Genomic DNA, 23,080 nt, shown 5'->3' with positions numbered 1-23,080 from the left:
ATTCCCTCGCTAAGTGTCTGAAGAAAGACAGGAACGTTGGAGTGAATCATACACCTTCGTAACGTAACCACAGAGGGATTTTATATTGCCAATCCAATCGTTCCATTTCGCGTAGAACGTAAGCTTGTAAGGCTTTGCGGGCAGTAATGGTGTAAATATTTTGTTCTAAGCGGAAGTCAACCAGCAAGGTGTTGCGCAGTTGCTCCGGTAAGTCGGGGTTGGGTTTAAAGTGCAAATCCACATAGGTATTCCACTCATTATCTTCCGCCGACGACACCCAATCTTCCTCAGACAAACTGGCTTCAAGAATACGTGACAATACTAGATCAATGAACTTATTGGCTTCGTAATGGTAAGCACGGATATGGTAACGACGGCTGGCATAGACCAGTTGGTTAGGGGCAATGGTTAAGTAATGGGTTTGCCGTTTGGCGTGGTAATACAAGTGCAAGACTTGTTGTTTCTGGATAGCACTCACTACGGTGCGGGTAATATCGGTGTGCAGATGTGGGCGAAATAAGGTATCGACATCGTGAATCGAGAGTTCGCTCCAGTCTTCATCTTTCCAGAAACGGCTGGTGAGGTAGTTGCCACGTAAATAATTCAAATACAGTTCGGGTTTATCACTGATGTAATGCGGCTCGAAAGTTGTGCTGGCTTCGTGACGTTTCAGTGAGGGGTTGTAATGCATATTACTGGGGTGTAATTCGCGGTAAGCACTGATGCTGGCTTGGGCATTCTGGCGGGCAATTTCAAACGTTTCCCCCAGTTTTTTGGCGGTAATACCGGCTCCCCAGTATAAGCAGGTTTCAATGTAGACGAAACGTCTGTATATGTCGCGATTCATGACTCATTCAAGTTTGCTATGGTCGTAAAAATGGTGTGATAATGATTGTACAAAATCATAGCGGCAGGACAAAGCAATGTTACGAATCCGACTACAAATTCCCAAGGGCGAACCTGTACAGGTCTATTCTCATCAAGACTTAATCCATGATGCGTTGGTTAATGCTTGGGTAGAAGCCGGTGCAAACAGCAGTGACATCATTGGGCATCAAGCCAAACCGTGGAATTTCGCTGCTCTCGGCTGGCATCGTGGACATCAGGGTTTTGCTCACAGTTTGGTTGTTTCCACGCCTGATCCAGCACTCGCACGAATTTTATCACGCCTCAAACCCGAACATATCACCAAACGGCGTTGGGATGCAGAGTTTGTCAATTTTGCGGCGGCGCGGGTGCAGATAGAACCTGACCCGATCTTACCGCAGCAAACACAATTAGGGTGTATTTGCTATTCACCTTTGGTGCTTAGCGATGAAGCGCATCAAGGCAAGGGCAAGCGTTGGCATGACCGCTTGGATGCACCGACACTGGGCTTGAGTGCCACGATTAACCGTAAATTGTCGTTTCTTGCTGGGCGTGAAGTGAACTTGGAACTGCACCCTGACTCGCTGTATTTACGAGCTACCCCTAAGCATTCGGTGCTGGTCAATCTGAGAATTTTTCAGGATGGACGTAAGAGCTTTGTGATTGGGATGCAAGCCCCGTTACTGCTGCAAGGCAGTGAAGACGATCTACGACTGGCATGGTATGCGGGAATTGGGGAAAAGACCCGTAGCGGGTTTGGGTGTTTGGGCTTGTTGGAAGAAGGAGTGGGACGATGAGTACTGCAATGCAACGCGCCAATGCGCTGGCGGGTGAGATTTACAGCCGTTTCATGCAGGACATTTTAGAAAAGCATGTGCTGAAGGAACGCGCCGGAGCACCTTTGGGTGAAGAGCTAAAGAAAGCCATTCACGCTGAAAAGTCTATCGACCCACGTGTCATCTACCTGATGAGCATTAGCGGTAAAGGCGGTTGGGATGATGACGCAAGCAAACGCGAGCGTTACCTGAAAAATCAGAATATTACGCTGCTGGATCACCTGTTATCGGTGGTGCGCGGGGCATTAATGCTGGCAGCCTTGGATTGGTTGTTAGAAAACCCGGAGATGGATGAACGCGAGTTGCGTCAACGTTTAACCGTATTGGCGACCATCGCATTCCTGCACGATCTCGACAAGATGTTGCAACTATCACGTGATGCGGAATTGACGGTGGAGCACGTTGAAATGGCGGTCAAGCGTTACGGCATCACTGAATTTTTGGCAAGTGAGGAGGTTGTACTTACGCCTGATCAAATTCGCTTTTTGATTGAACAGGCGGAAGATTCCCAGCGTTATCGCCATCCTGCGGTGGTTTCTCCTCCACGTCCTTACAAATATGCAGTCGAACGCTACGTCAAATTAGCCGATAAGTTGGATGGCTTGTGGCAAGAGCATGGGGCGCAAGGTGGTTTAGAAGCCATTATTCAACGTTTACAACAAGAGCAAAGTTTTAGTTCCGCCCTGTTGTCGCAGTGGGAAACGCTGGATGTGTTTGACCCGCACCACCCGTTTTTACTGGATGAATTGCAACGCCGTTTATCCTTTGCTTGTCAACGGATTGCGGGCATTCCTCCTTTGTTAGAAGTGCATCAGGATGGGCGTTTGTTCATGCTGCTACCCAAAGCACAAGCCGAGAAGATTAAGGCAGATGGACTGAAACGTTTGATCAGTCATTTGCCTTTCAAACTGGAAATCAGCATTTCTAACCGTGGTTTGCCTGAGCTATTAAATGGCAAACCCGATCATGCAGGGTTGCAGGCGTTTCTGGAAAAAGAACCACGCCGTACCATCGGGCAACTGTTTCGTATCAGTAACAGTTTGATTGAATCCATTAAACAGCCGCTGGATGACTGCCTGAAGATTATTGGTTTAGCACCCCACTGGCCTAAAGTAAGCGGACAAACCAGTACACCTTATCCAGATCCTGATGTTTTGGAATTTTCAGCGCAACAGTACTTGTTGAAAGCGGCGCATCTTACCTTGTTGATTAACTTGAAATTGCCCGTCAGCAAGAAAAATGGCTTACCGGATTATGCGGAACGTGAACGCCAGTTATTGGAGCTTGTTGATACAACGCTACCGGAATGGTTGCAAAACATGGGTGACAAGCAATCACGTTATGTATTAGTTGCATTGTGGGTTACAGCAGTGAGTCAGGTTGAAACAACCTTAAATCAACGCATTTGGGGTGAAACCGGCTTGTTGCAACAATGGTTGGAAGGCACGGAAGAAACGGTCGGGTTTAGCCAATTCTTTGAGGGCGAAGGTGTTGCTGTCCAACAAGCGGTCGAGCGGCATTTTGGACAGTTACTCGGAAAACAACGCGCTTTTCCCAATGATGAAGGGGTTGTCGGTCGCTGTTTGTTTACGGATGAACCCGCCAGTACCTTAATAGCCAGTAATCTTGGTTTGTACGAAGTCAAGGTTTCTGCTTTTAGCGGGCGTGATGGCAAACCCGATTCCATTACTGCTCCCGCAAACGGGCAAGTACCCATTGGGCATGTATCACTGGCAGAACACAAATTGAGAAGCGATGTGTATAGCATTCAAGGTGGTAAGCCTTCTGGTGTCCCCAGCATGTTATCTTCGCCTGTCACGACGGGTTTGTTTGGTGCTTTGATTCTGAATAATGAGCAGACTTTCGCTGCTTTATCGGTATATGACTTAAGCCGTCAAAAAGTTGAACCGGGTAAAGCACATTACAAAGGCTTGGAAGTCTATCGGCAGCGTTACCGCATGGCACGCTTGGAGCGCATTCCAGAAAAAACTGAAGATCAGATTAATATGTTGCGCTTACTACTCTCGGCTTGTTTGCGTATTGGTCGCCCGATTCATGTATTTCGTGGTTTACCGACAGCCCAAAAAGCTTTTTTCTATTTTGATGCCATGCCACCGGTGTTAAAGGCATTAATTGGCTATCAAGCGTTGCGCTTGGAGCAAATCCCCGACGCTATGGCCACCTTGAATATGGCACAAACACTGATTTCCACACCGGGTTTAGGTTACGACATACTCGGTCTTTATGCCTTCCCGCGTACTCGCTTTAGTGCCATTTGTTTGGCGTGGTGTCATGCCCACGATGCGCTAAAGCAACATCAAAATGCAAAAACGGCTGCAATGAAGCCATTGGCTGCACGCCTTTTCAAAGAGTTTCAGCAATTAGAGGAGCAACATGCTATGTCAGATTCCGATGGGGCATTAGTACGGCTGGGGCAAGCCGCTACCCGTATTCAACGTCGCCCAATAGGGCAAGTCTCTACCAATGTAGAAATGCGCGTGTTTAAAATTTGTCTCGACAGTGCGTTAGCGTTGCGCAGTGCTGGGCAATCTGATCCGGCTTCATTGATTCACGGGATAGCCGGTGAATTGGAAACCAATTTGGTACGTAAGGATGAAGCCGCAGCCAAGAAGCATCGTGAGGAACAATCCCTAGAAGCGGCGTGTATGGACTTTGCCCACCAATTTGTTCACGAGGTTTGGCTGGGGGTTTTGCATGGAAAACCACCCGCTCAGAAAACCCGGCGCTTATTGGGCAGTGTTTATCGTATGGCTTTTTTACAAGCATTCCGTAATACCGCCATTAACGAAACCACCCCACTGATTGAAGACACTACCAACCTCGAACCGACACAAGGAGATTTGTTATGAAAGCACTCGCCCCGTATTTAGCAAACATCAGTGCATTAACCACCGAAAGCCCGATTGACGACAAGAAAACCTATATTCACCCTAAGCTAAAAAATCTGGGGTCGATCAGTTTAGTCCTCATCCGCGAAGCGGTCGCGCCTGTGGTATTCCGTAATGCGGAGCAGGAAATTACCGATATTGAATGGTTAGATGATTTGTACGTTCGTGCTGTGCCCAATAAATTTAAATACATTGAGCGCAACCGTGGGTTGCAAATTCTGCGAGCACTGGGCATCGGTGGGCGTTTGCCGCAAAACAAAACCGTCTTGTACAAGGGGCAAAATCCATCCGCTGCGTTTGATCTGAATACGCTGGTATTTGGTGACTCTGCCAACTACGACAATCGCGTGTTGCCAGTACGTGCCGCTGTCAATTATTCCGATGCATTGAGTTTGTTGCCTAAAGATAAGTGCGTGGATGAAACCTTTCATAATCGCGCTATGGAAGATGGCACGCTTTTTGATGCAGAAAGTAAAAAGAACAGTGACAACCTGTTTACTCGCCATTTCATTAAACCGGGAACGCTCATGGTGCAGGTATTAAGTACCCGTGGTCAGGTATTGCCCGAAATCGGCTTAAAACACTTGTTATTGAGTGTCGGGATGGCGGGTAGTTATGGCGGGCAAACTTCCGTTACGGGCATCAATATCCGTACTCATGTCGTAGGTCTGTATGGTGGTAAGTTTGAACAGGCAATCACCTCGCCTTACGAGCTATTGCGTGGACTGCAAGGTCGTGACGCTAATGATGTGCTTGCAGCGAAAGCCAGCTTGCATGAGTTGTTGCAAGCTGCCCATGAGCTGGTCATTCAAGGTGATGAAGTGGCGGCATGGCAGACTGATTTGATCGCCGCGTTTAATCAAAGTGGTAGTGCGTTGGAGCAAGAGTACCGGCAGGCACAACCTCACGTCGCAGAGCTGTTTGATCAATGGTTTCAATAGGAGCTTGCCATGAAAGCCATTATCACCGGCATTCAGGCGGAAACCCTGACTCCCTTTGCTTACCACTCGCTGATGGTACAAGGCGGTACGGCGACATTGCCGGAATTGGTGAGTGATCAGGCACTAATGTTTGGATTAGCCGCAACACTGGGCATGATGCGTTCCAGTGTGTGCTTGCCAACGAAAGATTACCGCCGTGACATGGAGGCAATGCCTTGGCGAGCCTCTGTTCTTATGACTGAACAACCCCGTTTGCTATCGCCTGTGGTTCGTCGGCTGAATCTCACCGAAGAGGCGGGTTATAAACGTCGGATTCAGGATGTGGTGAAAAAAGGGAACCTGAAAGATTTTTTCACTACCCAAGAAGTACCACTTGGCGTGGTATTTACCGGAGCATTGTTTGGCTTTGATCCATTCGCGTATAGCGGTCAGGATGAACTGGTGATCCGCATTGGTTTGCATCGCAATGGCATGTTGCGTTTACGTCCGGTCAAAGTAGAACAAGTGCGCTTGAATGCTGCCACGGCTGCGTTGTTTGGGCATGAGTTATCCGTCGAGCGTTACTTGCTGTACGGATTGCAACTGACTGAACGAATGCCGGTTAAAGATGCACTTCAGGCGGTACAACAATGGAACTAACCATCACGCGCCATTGTGTCTCACAACTGGACAATGGCTTGTCGCCGTTGCAGCAAGCCTTGCTGCATGAACCGAGACGGGTGCGGATTGTGGATGCACCCACAGGCGCGGGGAAGACTTACGCTTTCCAAAAAGCACTGTTACAGCAGCAACGTATTTTGTTTATTGTGCCAACCCGTCGCTTGGCGCAGAACATTGCTGCCAGCTTGATTGACGATTTGGTGAAAACCGCGCATTGGCAAGTAGCGGTTGCCGAGAAAAAGGTGCAGGTTTGGAGTTCAGACCAAACAGCGGTATTGCGTGAACAAGGTATCGACAATATCCGTGGTTATCGAATCAGGCAGATGCAGGCATTGGACGCTACCCGTTCCGGTGGAGAAATGATTATTGCCGTGCCTGAAGTGGTCAGCCAGCTTTTACATCGTTACCGGCTGGACAAAGGGCAAGCGGGTACGAGCGTATTCGATGTGTTAGACGATTTTGATCACATTGTCTTCGATGAATTTCACACCATTGAAGCACGAGGGTTTGGATTGGCAGCTTTGTTCGCCAAACTTGCCAGCGTACCCACGGAGCATGGCACAACCGGGTATGGTGTGGCTAAAGTCAGTTTACTGTCTGCTACGCCATTGGATATTAAACCGACCTTGTTGAAATTGGGTGTGCCTGACACGGAAATAGCGGAATTACACGAGGTGATTACGACGAGCGGGCGGGCATTGCATGGCGATGTGTGTTTGCGTTTGGCAGCATTATCGGATATGCCAGCGGTACTGGAACAACAGCTTGCTTTGGTGAAGGAAGAGGTAACGCATAATCGTCAGGTGGTACTGATTTACAATGCACTGGCTGCGTTGAAGCGGGATATGCCCACGTTAGTACGTTTACTGAAAAGTGCGGGTATTGCGGCTGATAAGGTGCTGGTCATTAATAGTATTGACGATAGTGGGGAAAATAGCCGGTCAGGTTACGGTTTCCATACTGGGCGGCGACAAAATCCTGATGATTTCAATGTCCTGATTGCTACCGCCAGTGTGGAAATGGGGGTGACTTTCCGTGCTGCCAATGTGATGTTAATGGAGCCGGGGTTTGCGCCGATGAATTTCCTGCAACGTTATGGGCGAGCAGCGCGTCGTGGGGAAGATGGAGCCGTGGTAGTACGCACGGATACGGCTTTGGAGGATCGTAACCCGTGGTTACGGGAACTGAATCGCTGGATAAGCACCCACCAAAACCAACACGTTTCCATCCGAGAATTGACCGAAGTATTAAGTCGAGAAGCCCAACAGTCATTCAATGGCGACAGCGCTGAAATGGGTAAAACCAGCGAAACGTTGTATTTTGGTTCATTGCCGCAGCAGGCGATTTATACGAGTGGTTTGTATTGGCAAGTCCTGTTGAGTCATAAAAGCAGCCATAAACATCGGCGGGTGCATTTGTTACAGCACCAACCATCCAGTAGTAAGCACCTTTATGCTTTGCTGAAACAGTTTGCTGCGTTGGAAACCGATGATTATTACCGTGAAGCCGCTGTGCAATGGCGGGAACGCTTGTTTGCCCAAGCCCTGAACTTACGCGATATTGGCACACGGGTATTGGTTATCGAAGGTGATGGACGGCGTTTACAGGTGGATAGGGTTTGGTTAGAGCGTGAAACCGACATTATGACGCGCATTACCGGGCAATACGGCGTTAATGATGCTTTATATTTCCAACTGCATTTTGAGCTGGAATATTATTTGTTGGATGAGAAGAATCGCGCCAGTCGTCGTCTGACGGTGTATTTCCCCTATACCAAACGCACCGTGGAATTGGAGGCGGGCACAGGATTGCTACGTGAATGGGTACGCCATTTACAAAACCAGCGCGATATGGATGCAGAAGCGGCGTGGGATGATCACCCTGAAGCCATGAAAGCCGCTGAATTACTGGTGAGTCTAACCGGATTAATACCGGGCAATGATGCGGATTTATCAGCTTCCACCACCAGTTTGCTGATTTGAGAGGTCGGTAATGCCTGAAGCCTTCATCTGGGAACATGCTCCTGCTTTTCTCGCACGAGTCGACAACCTCAACTTGCACGGTTTGCACTTCCAGCATGTGGAATTGTGCGAACGGCGGGCGTGGATGTATTTGCACAAGGTGAATTTTGCGCAATGGTACACGCGGGTACAAACGGGAGCCGCGTTACACGATGCCAGTTATCAGCGTGATCATTCGGTACGTGGTTTGTTTGGATTAGCACCGGATCGGATTGAGTGGGATGAATGCATTGTGTACGAAAATAAGGGAACGGGCGGTGCGGTCGAGGCTTCCAGCAATCAAACGGCATTTTATGCGTTGATGTTGTCGATCAGTACGGGCAAACAGTGGCGGGCGTTTACGCATGTGTTGAGTTCGCGGCGGCGGCGCGAAGTGGTGTTGGATGCCGCACGTTTACAAACATTGTGGGATGCATCGGTGCGTTTGGCGCAATTGGGGGAGCAAGACGCAGTGCCTGCTGCGAAAAAAATTGGCTTGTGTAGCAGTTGTTCGTTGGCTGCTTTCTGTGGTTTTGACTGAGTACGTTATGGAAACCTTGTTTATTTCGCGGGAAGCACAGCTTAGGCAGCATGAAAATACGCTGCAAATTAAAGTCGGCGATCAAGTCCGCTCGTTGCCGATTGAAAAGTTGTCGCATGTGGTGTTGTTAGCGGAAAGTCGCCTCAATTCACGTTTGTTGGGTTTGTGCGGCAAGCATGGGGTGCGCTTGTCGGTGTTTGATTACTACGGTTATTTCAAGGGGGCATTCGAGCCTTACGATCACAATCCGGCAGGTAAGGTGAAACTGAAACAGGCGGAATTGTTGCTCAACACGGAGCGGCGGATGAGTGTAGCGCGTGAGGTGGTACGAGGAGCCGCGCATAATATGCTGGCAAATTTGCGTTATCACCAGTATCGCGGCAATGAGGCAGTAAAGCAGCCCATTGCCGATATGCAAAAGCTGGTGACGACGCTGCCCAAAGCGTTGGATACGAATACTTTGATGGGGATTGAGGGGCAGTTACACCAGTATTATTACGCGGCATGGCCTGCTATTCATGCGGAACTGGATTTTGGCAAGCGGGTACGTCGTCCGCCGAATAATCCGATCAATTGCTTATTGTCCTTCCTCAATCAGTTGGTTTACACGGTGGTGCGTCATGAAATCAGTAAAACGCATTTGGAAGAGACGTTTAGCGTGTTGCATTCGCCGGGTTATGGGCGTGCTTCATTGAGCCTTGATCTGGCGGAACCGTTCAAGCCGGTGTTAACGGATATGCTGATTTTCCGCATGGTGCAGCGGCGGATGTTGGATGACAGTTGGTTCGAGCAACATGATGCGGTGTGTTTACTGACAGAAACGGGGCGACGCAATGTCGCTGAACAGTTTTCCTTGCGTTTGGAAGAGCAGTATCAGGGGCGCAGTTTCCGGCAGTGGATCTACCGTGAGGCGCTGGGGTTGGAACGCGAAGTGTTGGGGGTAGGGGAGTATGAAGCGTTTAAGAGGAGGGTATGAATGTTCATGTTGATGACTTACGATGTCGAAGCCAAGCGTACCGAAAAATTCAAGAAGTTGTTGCGGCGTTATTTGAATCACGAGCAGTATTCGGTGTTTACGGGTGATATTACCGATGCGCAGGCGATCAAGTTACGGCGTGAATTGAGCAAGTTGATGATCCCCGGCGACCGCGTGACACAAATCAGTGCTGCCAATCGCCAAAATGTCGAGGTGAATCATTTGTCCAAAAACAGCTCTGGCAAGGGTGAGCTGAAACAGACACCTGTGGATGACCACCGCCGCGATTTCACGGTTTTGTAGCAACTTCACCCGCCACTGAAGCAAAATCCCCTGATGTTTGATGACTTCCCACCACGTTTTCATGCTATGTTTAAGCCGTCTGTTTCAAGCAGAAACACCCAAAATCCGCTTGAAATCGGGCGTTACGAATCCCCATGAGGGGTTATGAGTTATCAATTTGACCTGCCTCTAAGGTTGCCTGCAAGGTTACGAATCCCCATGAGGGGTTATGAGAAAAATATACGTGCTAGATGGATTGTACCCATTAAGGTTACGAATCCCCATGAGGGGTTATGAGATGCGTTATTCACCTCGCGGCGGTGCCACGTTTTCTGTTACGAATCCCCATGAGGGGTTATGAGTTCCATCACACACCACCAGTCAGGTTTTTAGCCGTGTTACGAATCCCCATGAGGGGTTATGAGTTGATCATGAATTACCACGACCTGATGCATACGAGCGTTACGAATCCCCATGAGGGGTTATGAGCCGCTACCGTCTCTTGCCATGTTGTATCAAACCAATGTTACGAATCCCCATGAGGGGTTATGAGAACTAAGGCTTGAATTCTTGGGCGCTGATGAATGAGGTTACGAATCCCCATGAGGGGTTATGAGTTTTTTATCGTTATATGTGCTCTACATCCAACATTATGTTACGAATCCCCATGAGGGGTTATGAGATGCGGGGTGCAAAATGAAAAACATCCTCATCCTATGTTACGAATCCCCATGAGGGGTTATGAGACTCCTTCCAGTCTGCGATTGGTGCGGTAGCCCAGCGTTACGAATCCCCATGAGGGGTTATGAGAGTGCAGGCTGGGAATTTAACACCAGCCAAGCCGGAGTTACGAATCCCCATGAGGGGTTATGAGCGTGAAATCGAGCTCTTCCAGCATTTTGTGCAAGCAGGTTACGAATCCCCATGAGGGGTTATGAGATTACCCGCGATTACAGTACATCAGCAGGTGCTGCTGCGTTACGAATCCCCATGAGGGGTTATGAGGCGTAACTGACTAGGCTCATGGCTTGCTGCTCCACGTTACGAATCCCCATGAGGGGTTATGAGTTATTGCGTTAGCCAAAAAGCTAGAGGTCAGCCCCCGTTACGAATCCCCATGAGGGGTTATGAGGCCTCACCAGCGTGCAGGTTTGCGCTGTAATTGTCGGTTACGAATCCCCATGAGGGGTTATGAGATGCCGCTATTCCCGTTCCTCACCCGCGATGCCCACGTTACGAATCCCCATGAGGGGTTATGAGTCTTCCAGCTTCTCAGCAATCAGCGATTTGCAGATTGTTACGAATCCCCATGAGGGGTTATGAGGCCTCACCAGCGTGCAGGTTTGCGCTGTAATTGTCGGTTACGAATCCCCATGAGGGGTTATGAGGTTATCTGGCGATGGTGATTGCACGGCGAGGCTAATGTTACGAATCCCCATGAGGGGTTATGAGATTGGCAAACGCATCCGCGAACGCCGCCTAGCCCTAGTTACGAATCCCCATGAGGGGTTATGAGAGAGGGGCAATACCAATCCCCCAAGCCATCGCCCATGTTACGTGTAGTAGGTCGGGCTTCAGCCCGACAATCTCCTCAATAAAACCTAAATAATGTCGGACTAAAGTCCGACCTACGTTATCTACTTGATTTTAAAGAGTACTATTCAGCTTCCCCCTTTGCAAAAGGGGGATTGAGGGGGATTTTCTTTGTACCGGTTCAATAAGTTTGTCTCAGCCACATAAATTTTTAAAAACGTATTTACGTAAATATAAAAAATATGCTATAAAACAGTAATATATAGTAAAAATTAACTCATTTTTTATTGTATATAATCACGTACTTAGTTAAGCCGCGAAAAGGAAAGTACCATGAGCAATGTTGTCAAGCTGCCTGAAACAGGCTCAAACAATGCGATAGAGATAGAAGACGCGCCGTCAGAGTTTCCGATTCCCCACGAAGGCTGTTACTACGGAATAGCAGGGCGCTTTGCTTTTGATGCCTGTCAACAGTCAGAGGCGGATCCGATTGGCGTGTTGATTCACTTATTAACTTGGGCAGGTGCTTATTTTGGCAACAAAGCCGTATTGCGTTTGGGCGATGTAGAAGCGCCACCGCGCCTATTCAGTGTGACAGCGAGTTCTGCCGGTGGTGGTAAAGGTACAGCGGCTTCCCCCGTCAGAAAACTCATGCAGGATTACGTCAACGTGCAACTCCGTAAATTGGGTTTGCCATTGGCGTTATACCGAGACGGACCAATGTCGAGCGGGGAAGGGTTAGCATGGGCAGTGCGCGACCCAGCGGATACGGACGATGAAGATGGCAACCCCACCGACAAAGGCGTTCCCGACAAACGCTTGATGATACTCGAAGAGGAATTCGCGGCTGTTCTGCAAGCGGCGCGACGTGAAGGCAATACGGTTTCAGCCGCGATTCGCCGCTTTTGGGACACGGGTAACTTTTCCCCCTTGACCAAAAATAATCGCGTAACGGTTACGGATGCGCATGTGTGTTTCGTCGGTCACATTACTTATGAAGAGTTGGTAAAACGTTTGGAGCAAAGCGAGTACGCCACCGCCTTAGCCAGCCGCATTTTATGGATCTGTGTGCGTCGCCCGAAAATTGTAGCGATTCCTGAAAGCATTCCCGTTGTCAAAATGCTGCATTACGCGGATGAGGTCGCCAAAGCGATTCAGTTTTCCAGCGACTTGAATGAATTATCGCTTTCCCCTGAATCCTTGGAGTTATGGTCAACCTTGGCACTGTCATTAGCGAAAGTGAATTCACCGATGTCGGAACGCTCACGGGTGCAAGTGTTACGCATCGCTTGCATTTTTGCCTTGCTGGATTGCACCGATCAAGTCATGCCAAAACATTTACACGCCGCCACACATATTTGGGATTACTGCCTTGGCAGCGTCGCCTACATCTTTGAAGGTGAGCAGAACGAAGATGAAGGCAAAATCATCGCGGCGTTGCGCAAACACGGGGGCTTAACCACAACACAGATCCGTGTCAACGTTTTTCAGCAAAATATTAAATCAGCAGCGATGAATACCTTGTTGAAGTCATTGGAAACGCAAGGACGCATCAAACGTACAGTTAAGCACCGTTCTGATGGTCGGAGTGGCAAGCCTGCCACCATTTTTGAGCTCATCAGATACTAAATAAGTAAACTACTTAAAAATAAAATAACAACTTTAGAATTTAAGCTTTTGTTTTTAAACAATTTTAATAAAATTTACGTAAATACGTTTATGTTTATTAAAATTTAACTAAATGCTTTAACTTCTGATAACTGATATTCTCAGAAGTTAAGAAAAAAGGTAATAAATGAGTGATTTTCAGGCAATAGGTTCAGTCTCGAACGAACTTAGTGAAAATGTTCAGCGTTTTGTTGTTGAAGCGACGAGTGCTTCGACACGACGCGCCTATCGTGCCGATGTCAAGATCTTTGCAGCATGGTGTCAAGAAAGAGGGCTGGTGGCGATTCCCGCTACCGCAACAACGATTGCTGACTTTTTAGCAGATCAAGCGCAAGCGGGTATTTCGCCATCAACATTAAATCGTCGTGTTGGGGCTATTCGTTACGCCCATGAAGCAGCAGGGTACGAAACACCGACAACCAACAAATTGGTTAGTGTTACTTTAAAAGGTATTCGCCGCGCAAACAGGGTACGTACACGTAAGAAAGCAGCAGCTACCGTGGATAAGATTTACCAGATGATGGCGCATTGTAATACGCAAACCTTGCAGGGCAAGCGGGACAAGTTAATCCTGATTTTAGGATTTGCGGGTGCATTTCGTCGGTCTGAATTGGTGGCGTTAACCGTGGCAGATATTGAAGAAGTACCGGATGGTTTGAAGATTTTGATACAAAAATCGAAAACAGACCAAGAAGGAGAGGGTCACACCATTGCCATTTTAAATGGACGCTTAAATGTTGTTGGTGTCCTCAAAGACTATCTAAAAGCAGCTAATCTTACCGAAGGTACCATTTTCAGACCGATTACCAAATACGGTAAGATTCGCAAACAAACCTTGAGTGATCGTTCCGTGGCTGACATTGTAAAACGTTACGCAAAAGCAGCAGGCTTGAATGCAGAAGACTTTAGTGGGCATAGCTTACGGTCGGGATTCATTACTACCGCTGCTGAAGCTGGCGCTAATTTATTTAAGATAATGGATATATCGCGACATAAATCTGTACAGACTGTACAAGGCTATGTGAGAAACGCTGAGCTCTTTAAAAATCATGCAGGCAATAGCTTTTTGTGAGGAAGTTGCTTCTTTCTCACAAAAAGAAAGAAGCAACTAAACGCATTATAGTTGATTTGTACAACTATTATTTTTGTGGTAATTGCACACGAATATTCAATTCACGTAATTGCTTAGCATTCACTTCAGCCGGTGCATCCGTCAATGGGCAAGCAGCCGTTTGCGTTTTCGGGAATGCCATGACATCACGAATCGACTGACTGCCAGTCATCAGCATGATCAACCGATCCAAGCCAAATGCCAAACCACCGTGTGGAGGGCAACCGTATTTCAGGGCATTTAATAAGAAGCCAAACTTCTCTTGAGCTTCTTCATCAGAAATCCCCAGCAGTTTAAACACCGACTTCTGCATTTCCATATTGTGGATACGCACAGAACCACCGCCGACTTCCGTACCATTCAATACCATATCGTAAGCGATAGACAGCGCTTGCCCCGGATTTGCCAGCAATTCTTCCGGTGAGCCTTTCGGTGCGGTGAAGGGGTGATGCAAGGCAACCCAACGGTTGTCTTTGTCATCCCATTCAAACATGGGGAAATCCACAACCCACAATGCCGCCCAAGCGCCTTCAACCAAACCGCGATCATGTCCCAGCTTTACGCGCAACGCGCCTAAAGCGTCGTTAACCACACGGGATTTGTCAGCGCCAAAGAAGATCAAATCGCCGGTTTGTGCGCCAGTGCGTTCCATAATGCCGCTAACTGTTTCATCTGGCAGGAACTTCAGAATAGGGGATTGCAAGCCATCACGCCCAGCAGCCGCGTCATTGACTTTGATATATGCCAAGCCCTTTGCGCCGTAACGCCCGACAAAGGTGGTGTAGTCATCAATCTCTTTACGTGATAAATCACCGCCTTTTGGTAGACGCATCGCTACGACACGGCTGTTAGGGTCTTTAGCAGGGGCAGAGAAAACTTTGAATTCCACGCTTTCCATTAAGTCACTGACTTCGATGAATTCCAGTGGAATCCGCATATCCGGTTTGTCAGAACCAAAGCGATGCATGGCTTCGGAGTAGGGCATACGCGGGAACGGATTCGGCAACTCTACGCCCAAGGTTTCCTTGAAGGTCGCCCGCATCATGGTTTCCATCATACTCATAATGGCATTGTCATCCATAAAGGAGGTTTCAATGTCCAACTGAGTGAATTCAGGCTGACGGTCTGCGCGTAAGTCTTCGTCACGGAAGCAACGGGCAAATTGGTAATAACGATCCATCCCCGACATCATCAGCAACTGTTTGAACAATTGCGGTGATTGGGGCAGGGCGAAGAACGACCCCGGATGGGTACGGCTAGGCACGAGATAGTCACGCGCACCTTCAGGGGTTGCTTTGGTCAGCATCGGGGTTTCGATGTCGAGGAAGCCGTTATCTTCGAGGAAGCGCCGTAAGAAACCGGTTACTTTGGCACGGGTTTGCATCCGCTTTTGCATTTCAGGGCGGCGTAGGTCAATGTAACGGTAAGTTAAACGGGTTTCCTCACCAACGTTATCTTCATCTAACTGGAATGGTGGCGTTTCAGCCGCATTCAACACATTTAGCTCAAGACCGAGGATCTCAATTTGCCCACTACGCAAATTAGCGTTTTCGGTGCCAGCCGGGCGCTGACGCACTTTGCCTACAACTTGCAACACATATTCATTACGCGCTCTTTCAGCAGTTTGGAAAACATCGGCTCTGTCTGGGTCAAAGACAACCTGCACTAAGCCTTCACGGTCACGCAAGTCGATAAAAATAACCCCACCGTGGTCACGGCGACGGTTGACCCATCCACACAAAGTTACTTGCTGATCTAGCAGGGTTTCATCCACCTGCCCACAATAATGGCTACGCATTGCTTATTCCTGTTGGTTTCAATCTGCCCCGATTTGTTATTTAAGCCGGGAACGTTGCACTGTAAAGGCGGGAATGTTAAGCCCTGACAGCCTGATACGCAAGCGAGATACAGGAAAGCGGGTATAGCGTGTTACAAAGTGGAAAGTGTCGTACCTAAAGAATAGACTTTCGCCTCCAAATCACCACCAATTTGTTCATATTCGCCACGAAGTTGCCAATGATCATTCAACCGATAACCAGCACCAACACCTAGCAATATATCCGTACCGCTCATGCCGACGACGGGTACACCGGCTTTATTGGCTTCGGCATCCCATGCCATGAAGCCCACTTTACCGGACAGGGAGCTTTTGCCATCAATAGAGTATGTACCGATGGTAGAGAGTGCTAACCCGGAACCATTAACCGTGGATTTTTCACCTGTGGTGGCATTCGTGCCGTCATTGGTAAACAGGTCGTAATACCCACCTTCAACAGCAAAATTATCATTAAATTTGTAGCCAGTTGCTATTTTATAGCCGGTACTGTCACAAGCAACACCTTCATAATTACATTCAGCATCTGATTTGAGTAAGCTAAAACCAGCGTAGAATTGACCGGGCATTCCTGAATCTGCTTCAGTAGCAGAAAATATATCGTTAGCAAAAGTGATGGAGGGGGCAACACTCAAGCTGATCAGACCAATCAAATAGGAAAGTTTCATGGGGGGTTTCCTTGGTAAAAAGCCCCTCTCTTGAAAAAGAAAGGGGCTACTCTGAGATTTTTTGGATTATCAGAACGTTGAGAAACTCGCACCAACTGAGTAGAGGTTGGCGTTGAGACCATCGAAGCGCTCAACCTCACCACGGACACCCCAGTTGTCATTAATTTTATATTCAGCACCTGCGCCTAAAGTTAAGTCAACCCCGTCAGTTTTAGCTGACAATGGTGGATCTTGTACTCCCGTTCTAGTATTGGTGTTGGAAAGTTCTGTTTCTTTGCTCCAAGAAGCAACACCCATTTTGCCAAATACATTAAATTCATTAGTTATAGGAGTACTTGCCACACCGGATACGCCGATCGCAGTCATTTCTGAGACAGTCGATACTAAATTTGGATCAACATTAACCCCAGGAATGGCTTGAATTTCAGCACTATCAGTATATTTACCTAAATTATTATATGATCCTTCAACTGCAAGGTTCGGGGTGACTTTGTAGCCACCAAATACTTTCCACGCACTGGCATTTGCGCAATCACTTGTTGCTAAGAGCTCGCTTCCAGCTAAGTCATTTAGCTCATCCAACATGCTGTTAGCTGCCTCACAGCTTCCATCACTGGACTGACCAATGCTCGCACCACCGTAAATAGCACCGGTACTGTCTTCAGAAGAACTACCGCCAAAGACAGAACCACCAGCAAACACCGAAGAACTTGAAAGCGCAGCAATAGCTGCTGCTACCAGAATAGATTTTTTCATAATGCTCGTAACCTTTTATTGTTGTAATTAAGCAACCGTAGCCATTTTATTCTGGTCGCTAGGTAATAAGCAATGCGTGCTATATGGTTTCCGATGAGTGGCTTTAAAGGGAGTTTCCTGCGCTCATGCTTATTTACAAGCCGGACACGCGCCTGTTCCACAAGCAGCAGAAGGTGCATCATTATTGGCGAGATTCTTTTTGTTGCCGCTTTTGAAGTCGGTTTCGTACCAACCACCGCCACCCAGGCGAAATGCAGCGGCTGTTACCGTTTTCGCCAATGTGGAGGCATGACAAGCAGGGCAATCCGTCAGGGGTGCATCTGACATTTTTTGCAGCGCTTCCATTTCATGACCACAAGCACTGCATTGATAAGCATAAATAGGCATATTGAGACTCCAGTCCGTGTATATTAGCAGGTCGTGATAATAGGGGCGTACTTGCATGAATTCAATGAATCAGGCTACATTCTCATCTCACAATGTGCAAAGGAATGAAAAAACATGCGTAATGTGTTGATTACCGGCTGTTCCAGCGGCATTGGCTACTGCGTGGCAAAAGGCTTGCGGGAACGGGGTTATCAAGTGTTTGCTTCTGCACGCAAACAGGAAGATGTCGAACGTTTGGAAGCAGAAGGCTTTAAGACCTTGCAACTGGATCTTGCCGATCCTGAAAGCGTGCAGGATGCGGTATACGAGCTGATGTTGCGCACCAATAGCGAATTGTACGCCGTGTTTCATAATGGCGCTTACGGGCAGGCAGGGGCGTTGGAAGACCTGTCCCGCACCGCACTGGAACAGCAATTCGCGACCAATGTCTTTGGCTGGCATCAGTTGACGACAATGGTTATGCCGCTGTTACGACAACGCAATGAAGGTCGCATTATTTATAACAGTTCGTTGTTGGGTTACGTGGCATTGCCATTTCGTGGCGCGTACAATGCCAGCAAATACGCCATAGAAGGCATGGCAGACACCTTACGTTTGGAGCTGGCAGATACCGACATCAAAGTGTGCCTGATTGAACCTGGGCCCATTGAGAGCCGTTTCAGGGCGAATGCTTTGCAGTCATTGAAGACGCATGTCAGTATTGATCAAAGCGTGCATCGGCAAAAGTACCAAGGCGCAATTCGCCGCCTTGAGAAGGAAGGGCCTGCTGCTCCCTTTACCTTGCCACCAGAAGCTGTGTTAGAGAAGGTCATTCATGCCTTGGAAAGCCCGAATCCTAAAGCACGTTATCAAGTGACTGTACCTGCGCATCTTTTTTGGGTTTTACGGCGGGTATTGCCTACACGCTGGTTAGACAGCATTTTACTACGCATTTCCAGCAAAGAAAATCAATAGGTTGTCAGTTATCATGAATGAAACACTCGAATATTTGTTTTTCACCCAAAGCATTGCCGACCGGTTTATTGAAGCATTACATGAGCATGAATTGCACTTTGAACGCGAAATCGAGCCAGTCCAGGGGGCTATTGTCCTGAAAATTGCTGAAGGGGTAGACGATGACTTATGGGACATGCTGGACGACCTCTACGATGAGCTTAGTGAAGCGGATCAGGCACTGGTAGAGGCAGGACTTGAGGATGATGACAGCAAAAGCACCGCAGGCATTTACTTGCAATTAGCCGGTGGGCATCAAACCATTGCACAAGTAAACCCTGATGTGATGAGTCGAATGCTGACCGTCATCTCGACTGAAGAATTGAATACCTTTGTGGATACGATTGTACGCAGTGTCGAAACACCGGATGATTCACCCATCTGCAAACGCTGATTTTCATTATGCAAGATTTTGCGTCTCTACAGTTCATGTATAACACACATCTACATAACACTTATATTATGTCAATTTGACATAATATGTATTATGCGAAATATGGAACTAACGTAAAGGGTGATAAAATGGCAGTTTCCTTGAGTACCCTTTCTTTCCACCTATGGCATGGATTATTGAATGAAACGTTTCTATTGGTGGCAGTTATTGCCGCTGATGATTTTGCTTGGTGTATTGTCAGCTTGCTCCCCACGCCTGGAACAGCAATTGCTTGAAATCAACCTGCCGAATACTACCACGCAAGTGTTGTTGGTGACGACTTCAGATTGGAAAACAACAGATGCAACCTTAAAGCGCATGGAAAAACGCACTGCGGCTTGGTATCCGGTAGGTGATGCAATCCCCGTTAAGCTGGGGCGCAACGGTTTGGGCTGGGGTGCGGGTTTGCACACGAATCCGTCAGATGGAGTGCAAAAACGCGAGGGTGATGGTAAAGCACCCGCCGGTGTGTTTCGTTTAGGAACCGCGTTTGGCTATGCCGCTGATGCCCCGCAAGGTTTGCAAATGCCCTACCGCACTGCGACTGAGCGCGATTATTTTGTGGATGCGGTGGATTCCGCCGATTACAACCAGTGGCGCAGTATCCGTGCGGATCAGCCCAATACCCCGAAACAGCATTGGGCGTCGTTTGAGTTGATGCGTCGCGCTGATCATCAGTACGAATACGGCATGATAGTGGAGCATAACACCCAGCCGGTTACACCTGGGTATGGGAGCGCAATTTTCCTGCATGTGTGGCTAGACCCGCAAACCCCAACTTCCGGTTGCACCGGAATGGATCGGGAGCACCTGCTGGAGGTATTGCGCTGGTTGCAACCGAATACCAACCCCTTATTGGTGCAAGTGCCAACGGATGAATTGGGGCGTTTGTCGCTTTAACTAGGTGTTTAATCCCCATCCAACCCCAACGCTTCACGCACCAACGCCTGTTGCTGCCGCTGGTGCATATACAATGACCCTACCGCAGGTGCTGCCATCGCCGGGCGGCTTACACACACCACTTCGGTATAATCATACGCATCGAAACGGTGTTTAATGCCATTCCACGCGCCCTGATTCACGGGTTCTTCCTGACACCAAATCACGGTTTTAACGTTGGGGTAATACTCCATTACATCCACCAATTCTTGTCCGGGGAATGGGTAAAGCTGTTCCAAACGGATAATCGCCGTATTGGTCAGCGTGTGTTTGCGCCGTTCTTCCAGCAAATCGTAGAACACCTTGCCGCTGCACAGAATCACCCGTGTCACCTGCTCTTTCGCATCCACATCGGTGATATCCACATCATCCAGCACGACTTCAAATTGCCCCAGCGTAAAGTCTTCCAGCGGGCTAACCGCCAACGGATGCCGCAACAAACTTTTCGGCGTAAACACAATCAAGGGCTTGCGGTATTTACGCAGCATTTGCCGCCGCAACATGTGGAATACCTGCGCGGGGTTGGATGGAATGCAAATATGCATGTTTTCCTGTGCCGCCATTTGCACAAAACGTTCCAGACGCGCTGATGAGTGTTCCGGCCCCTGCCCTTCCAAGCCGTGTGGCAGGAACATCACTAGCCCGCACAAACGCTGCCATTTCTGTTCGCCGGAACTGATAAACTGGTCAATCACCACCTGCGCCCCGTTCACGAAGTCGCCAAATTGCGCCTCCCAAATCACCAGTGTATCCGGTTCTGCCGTAGCGTAACCGTATTCAAACGCCAACACCGCCTCTTCCGACAACACCGAGTCAATCACCGTAAATCTGGCTTGAAAATCGGCGGTGTGTTGCAACGGAATCCACTGTTCACGCCGCTGCTGGTGATGCAATACCGAGTGACGGTGTGAAAATGTGCCGCGACCACAATCCTGCCCCGATAAGCGCACATCAAAACCCTCCTCCACCAAAGTGGCATAAGCAAGGTTTTCACCAAAGCCCCAGTCCGCCGCGATTTCACCGCGCCCCATCGCCGCCCGCGCTTCCAGCACCTTGAACACACGCGGATGCACCACGAAATCAGCGGGGATATTGCTGATCCAGCGGGCGCTAATGCTTTGAATGTGTTCTGCGGAACACGTCGTGTCAATGTGCTGCCGCCAAGGTTGCCCAAGATACGCTTTCCAATGCGTTTGCAATTCGGCAGGCAAACCAGAGCGCGTCTGGCTATTACAACAGGTCACACCGCCGTTAGACAGCTTGGTGCGGTAAGCGTCGATCAAGCCTTTTGCGCCACCTTCGCTGACCACACCCGCTTCGGCAAGCCGCTGCGCGTATTTGGCGCGGGTCGTGGGCAAACTGCGAATGGTGCTGTACATCACCGGTTGAGTCATGTTCGGTTCATCGGCTTCGTTATGCCCTAAGCGGCGATAACACACCAAGTCGATTACCACGTCTTTTTGGAATAGCTGACGGTATTCGAGCGCCACTTGCGTGGCATACACCACCGCTTCGGGGTCATCGCCGTTGACGTGGAAAATCGGCGCGTTGATCATTTTCGCCACGTCCGTCGGGTAATAGGTCGAACGGCTGTCCGACACTGTGCTGGTGGTAAACCCAATCTGGTTATTGATAACGACATGGATCGTGCCGCGAGTACGGTAGCCACGGGTTTGCGCCATATTGAAAGTTTCCATCACCACGCCCTGCCCTGCAAATGCCGCATCGCCGTGGATCGAAATGCCCAACACTTGGTCACCGTCTTTGTCTTCGCGCCGGTCTTGACGGGCGCGGACTGAACCTTCCATCACCGGGCTGACAATTTCCAGATGCGAGGGGTTAAACGCCAATACCAAATGCATAGGGCCGCCTTCGGTGCTGACATCACAGGAAAAGCCTTTGTGGTATTTCACGTCACCCGTATAGGTTTCGTCGATTTTGCCTTCAAACTCACTGAACAGCTCGCCCGCAGGCTTACACAGCACATTGGTGAGGACATTTAAACGTCCCCGATGCGCCATACCGATCACCATTTCCTGCAAACCCTGTTTGCCGCCTTCGTGGATCAGGGTTTGCAATAACGGAATCAGACTTTCGCCACCTTCCAGCCCGAAACGCTTTTGCCCGACGTAACGGCGATGCAAGTATTGTTCAAAACCTTCTGCTGCGGTGAGTTGTTCGAGGATTTTACGGCGTTCGGGGTGGGTCAGTTTGCCGTGCCCCATATTCGGTTCGATGCGCTTTTGCAGCCAACGTTTTTCTTGCACATCCAAGATATGCATGTATTCAAAACCGATCGTGCGTAGGTAGGTTTCACGCAGTGCGTTGACAATATTGCCCAAGGTTGGCTTGGCGGTGATATTGAACGAACCGGGGTCAAATACGGTATCAAGGTCAACATTTTCCAGCCCGTGGTGTTCCAGCATCAACTGCGGCACACCCACTTTGTAAGCGTAATCACCGAGTGGGTTGGTGTTGGCTTCCAAATGCCCCAAGTAACGGTAGGCATTGATTAAGCGCGAAACATGCAATTGTTCACTACGCTGTTCCAACACTTTGCCATTACCATTGTGCGCATTAGGCACAGGGCTGCGGGTAACAGGCTCGGTATCCAAGCGCTTAAAGTAGGCTTGCCATTGCGGATCTATGCTATGTGGGTCTTGCTGATAGCGCTCATACAGTTGTTCTAAAAAAAGCGCGTGTTCACCATCGAGGAAAGATTCATCCATCATACCCATACCCTGAT

19 protein-coding genes and 1 CRISPR repeat array are annotated in these 23,080 nt (G+C 48.8%); of the genes, 13 read left to right on the top strand and 6 right to left on the bottom strand.

All coding sequences use genetic code 11. The features are described 5' to 3' along the window. Positions 1–46: 46 nt before the first annotated feature. On the bottom strand, positions 47–847 hold the full coding sequence (locus L2Y54_RS13345) for a BrxR family helix-turn-helix transcriptional regulator (protein WP_236496706.1): 801 nt from the start codon (positions 845–847) through the stop codon (positions 47–49). 76 nt (positions 848–923) lie between these two features. On the opposite strand from L2Y54_RS13345, the gene L2Y54_RS13340 reads away from it, so the two are divergent. The 10 genes from L2Y54_RS13340 (at position 924) to L2Y54_RS13295 (ending at position 14,285) form a co-directional block, all read left to right on the top strand. Further along, positions 924–1,664: a CRISPR-associated endoribonuclease Cas6 gene (locus tag L2Y54_RS13340; RefSeq protein ID WP_236496704.1), complete on the top strand. Its 741-nt coding sequence runs from the start codon at positions 924–926 to the stop codon at positions 1,662–1,664. Continuing rightward, positions 1,661–4,573, top strand: coding sequence for a hypothetical protein (locus L2Y54_RS13335; RefSeq protein ID WP_236496702.1), 2,913 nt, complete (start codon positions 1,661–1,663; stop codon positions 4,571–4,573). Before L2Y54_RS13340 ends, L2Y54_RS13335 begins: the two co-directional genes overlap by 4 nt. Further along, the gene (gene cas7d, locus L2Y54_RS13330) at positions 4,570–5,553 is read left to right on the top strand and encodes a type I-D CRISPR-associated protein Cas7/Csc2 (protein ID WP_236496700.1); all 984 of its coding nucleotides are present in this window, start codon (positions 4,570–4,572) and stop codon (positions 5,551–5,553) included. Before L2Y54_RS13335 ends, cas7d begins: the two co-directional genes overlap by 4 nt. A 9-nt stretch (positions 5,554–5,562) precedes the next feature. Further along, positions 5,563–6,192: a hypothetical protein gene (locus L2Y54_RS13325; protein WP_236496698.1), complete on the top strand. Its 630-nt coding sequence runs from the start codon at positions 5,563–5,565 to the stop codon at positions 6,190–6,192. Then, positions 6,183–8,195 carry a DEAD/DEAH box helicase gene (locus tag L2Y54_RS13320; protein ID WP_236496697.1) on the top strand — a complete coding sequence of 671 codons (2,013 nt, stop codon included), beginning with the start codon at positions 6,183–6,185 and terminating at the stop codon, positions 8,193–8,195. The genes L2Y54_RS13325 and L2Y54_RS13320 overlap by 10 nt, the downstream gene beginning before the upstream one ends. 10 nt (positions 8,196–8,205) lie before the next feature. Then, positions 8,206–8,754 (top strand): Dna2/Cas4 domain-containing protein, encoded by a 549-nt coding sequence (locus L2Y54_RS13315; RefSeq protein WP_236496695.1) that lies wholly within the window; start codon positions 8,206–8,208, stop codon positions 8,752–8,754. Positions 8,755–8,761: 7 nt separating this feature from the next. Next, on the top strand, positions 8,762–9,730 hold the full coding sequence (cas1, locus tag L2Y54_RS13310; RefSeq protein ID WP_236496694.1) for a CRISPR-associated endonuclease Cas1: 969 nt from the start codon (positions 8,762–8,764) through the stop codon (positions 9,728–9,730). Then, a complete protein-coding gene (gene cas2 / locus L2Y54_RS13305; RefSeq protein WP_236496692.1) occupies positions 9,731–10,033 on the top strand; it encodes a CRISPR-associated endonuclease Cas2 in 303 nt (100 codons plus the stop codon). It begins immediately after the preceding gene. Positions 10,034–10,154: 121 nt separating this feature from the next. Then, positions 10,155–11,528: direct repeats of the CRISPR family, unit length 28 nt; unit sequence GTTACGAATCCCCATGAGGGGTTATGAG. 350 nt (positions 11,529–11,878) lie between these two features. Beyond that, entirely contained in the window at positions 11,879–13,174 is a 1,296-nt protein-coding gene (locus L2Y54_RS13300) for a helix-turn-helix domain-containing protein (RefSeq protein ID WP_236496691.1), read from the top strand. Between the two features lie 166 nt (positions 13,175–13,340). Next, positions 13,341–14,285 carry a site-specific integrase gene (locus tag L2Y54_RS13295; RefSeq protein WP_236496690.1) on the top strand — a complete coding sequence of 315 codons (945 nt, stop codon included), beginning with the start codon at positions 13,341–13,343 and terminating at the stop codon, positions 14,283–14,285. Positions 14,286–14,352: 67 nt separating this feature from the next. On the opposite strand, the gene aspS is transcribed toward L2Y54_RS13295, so the two are convergent. From aspS to L2Y54_RS13275, 4 genes are all read right to left on the bottom strand, one after another. Beyond that, positions 14,353–16,122, bottom strand: coding sequence for an aspartate--tRNA ligase (aspS, locus tag L2Y54_RS13290; RefSeq protein WP_236496689.1), 1,770 nt, complete (start codon positions 16,120–16,122; stop codon positions 14,353–14,355). Positions 16,123–16,253: 131 nt separating this feature from the next. Next, positions 16,254–16,826 (bottom strand): outer membrane beta-barrel protein, encoded by a 573-nt coding sequence (locus L2Y54_RS13285; RefSeq protein ID WP_236496688.1) that lies wholly within the window; start codon positions 16,824–16,826, stop codon positions 16,254–16,256. Between the two features lie 69 nt (positions 16,827–16,895). Continuing rightward, the gene (locus L2Y54_RS13280) at positions 16,896–17,582 is read right to left on the bottom strand and encodes an outer membrane beta-barrel protein (protein ID WP_236496687.1); all 687 of its coding nucleotides are present in this window, start codon (positions 17,580–17,582) and stop codon (positions 16,896–16,898) included. Between the two features lie 129 nt (positions 17,583–17,711). Continuing rightward, on the bottom strand, positions 17,712–17,969 hold the full coding sequence (locus L2Y54_RS13275) for an FmdB family zinc ribbon protein (protein ID WP_236496686.1): 258 nt from the start codon (positions 17,967–17,969) through the stop codon (positions 17,712–17,714). A gap of 114 nt (positions 17,970–18,083) precedes the next feature. Between L2Y54_RS13275 and L2Y54_RS13270 the strand changes: the two genes are divergently transcribed. The 3 genes from L2Y54_RS13270 (at position 18,084) to L2Y54_RS13260 (ending at position 20,295) form a co-directional block, all read left to right on the top strand. Further along, positions 18,084–18,923 (top strand): SDR family oxidoreductase, encoded by an 840-nt coding sequence (locus L2Y54_RS13270; protein WP_236496685.1) that lies wholly within the window; start codon positions 18,084–18,086, stop codon positions 18,921–18,923. Positions 18,924–18,936: 13 nt separating this feature from the next. Continuing rightward, entirely contained in the window at positions 18,937–19,356 is a 420-nt protein-coding gene (locus tag L2Y54_RS13265) for a hypothetical protein (RefSeq protein ID WP_236496684.1), read from the top strand. 180 nt (positions 19,357–19,536) lie between these two features. Continuing rightward, a complete protein-coding gene (locus tag L2Y54_RS13260; protein ID WP_236496683.1) occupies positions 19,537–20,295 on the top strand; it encodes a L,D-transpeptidase family protein in 759 nt (252 codons plus the stop codon). A gap of 8 nt (positions 20,296–20,303) precedes the next feature. Here L2Y54_RS13260 and L2Y54_RS13255 read toward each other — a convergent pair whose 3' ends face one another. Beyond that, a complete protein-coding gene (locus L2Y54_RS13255) occupies positions 20,304–23,066 on the bottom strand; it encodes a 2-oxoglutarate dehydrogenase E1 component (protein WP_236496682.1) in 2,763 nt (920 codons plus the stop codon). Between the last annotated feature and the right edge of the window lie 14 nt (positions 23,067–23,080).

The organism is Thiothrix winogradskyi (assembly GCF_021650935.1).
Lineage (GTDB): Bacteria > Pseudomonadota > Gammaproteobacteria > Thiotrichales > Thiotrichaceae > Thiothrix > Thiothrix winogradskyi.
This window is presented reverse-complemented; position numbering and strand designations above follow the sequence as displayed.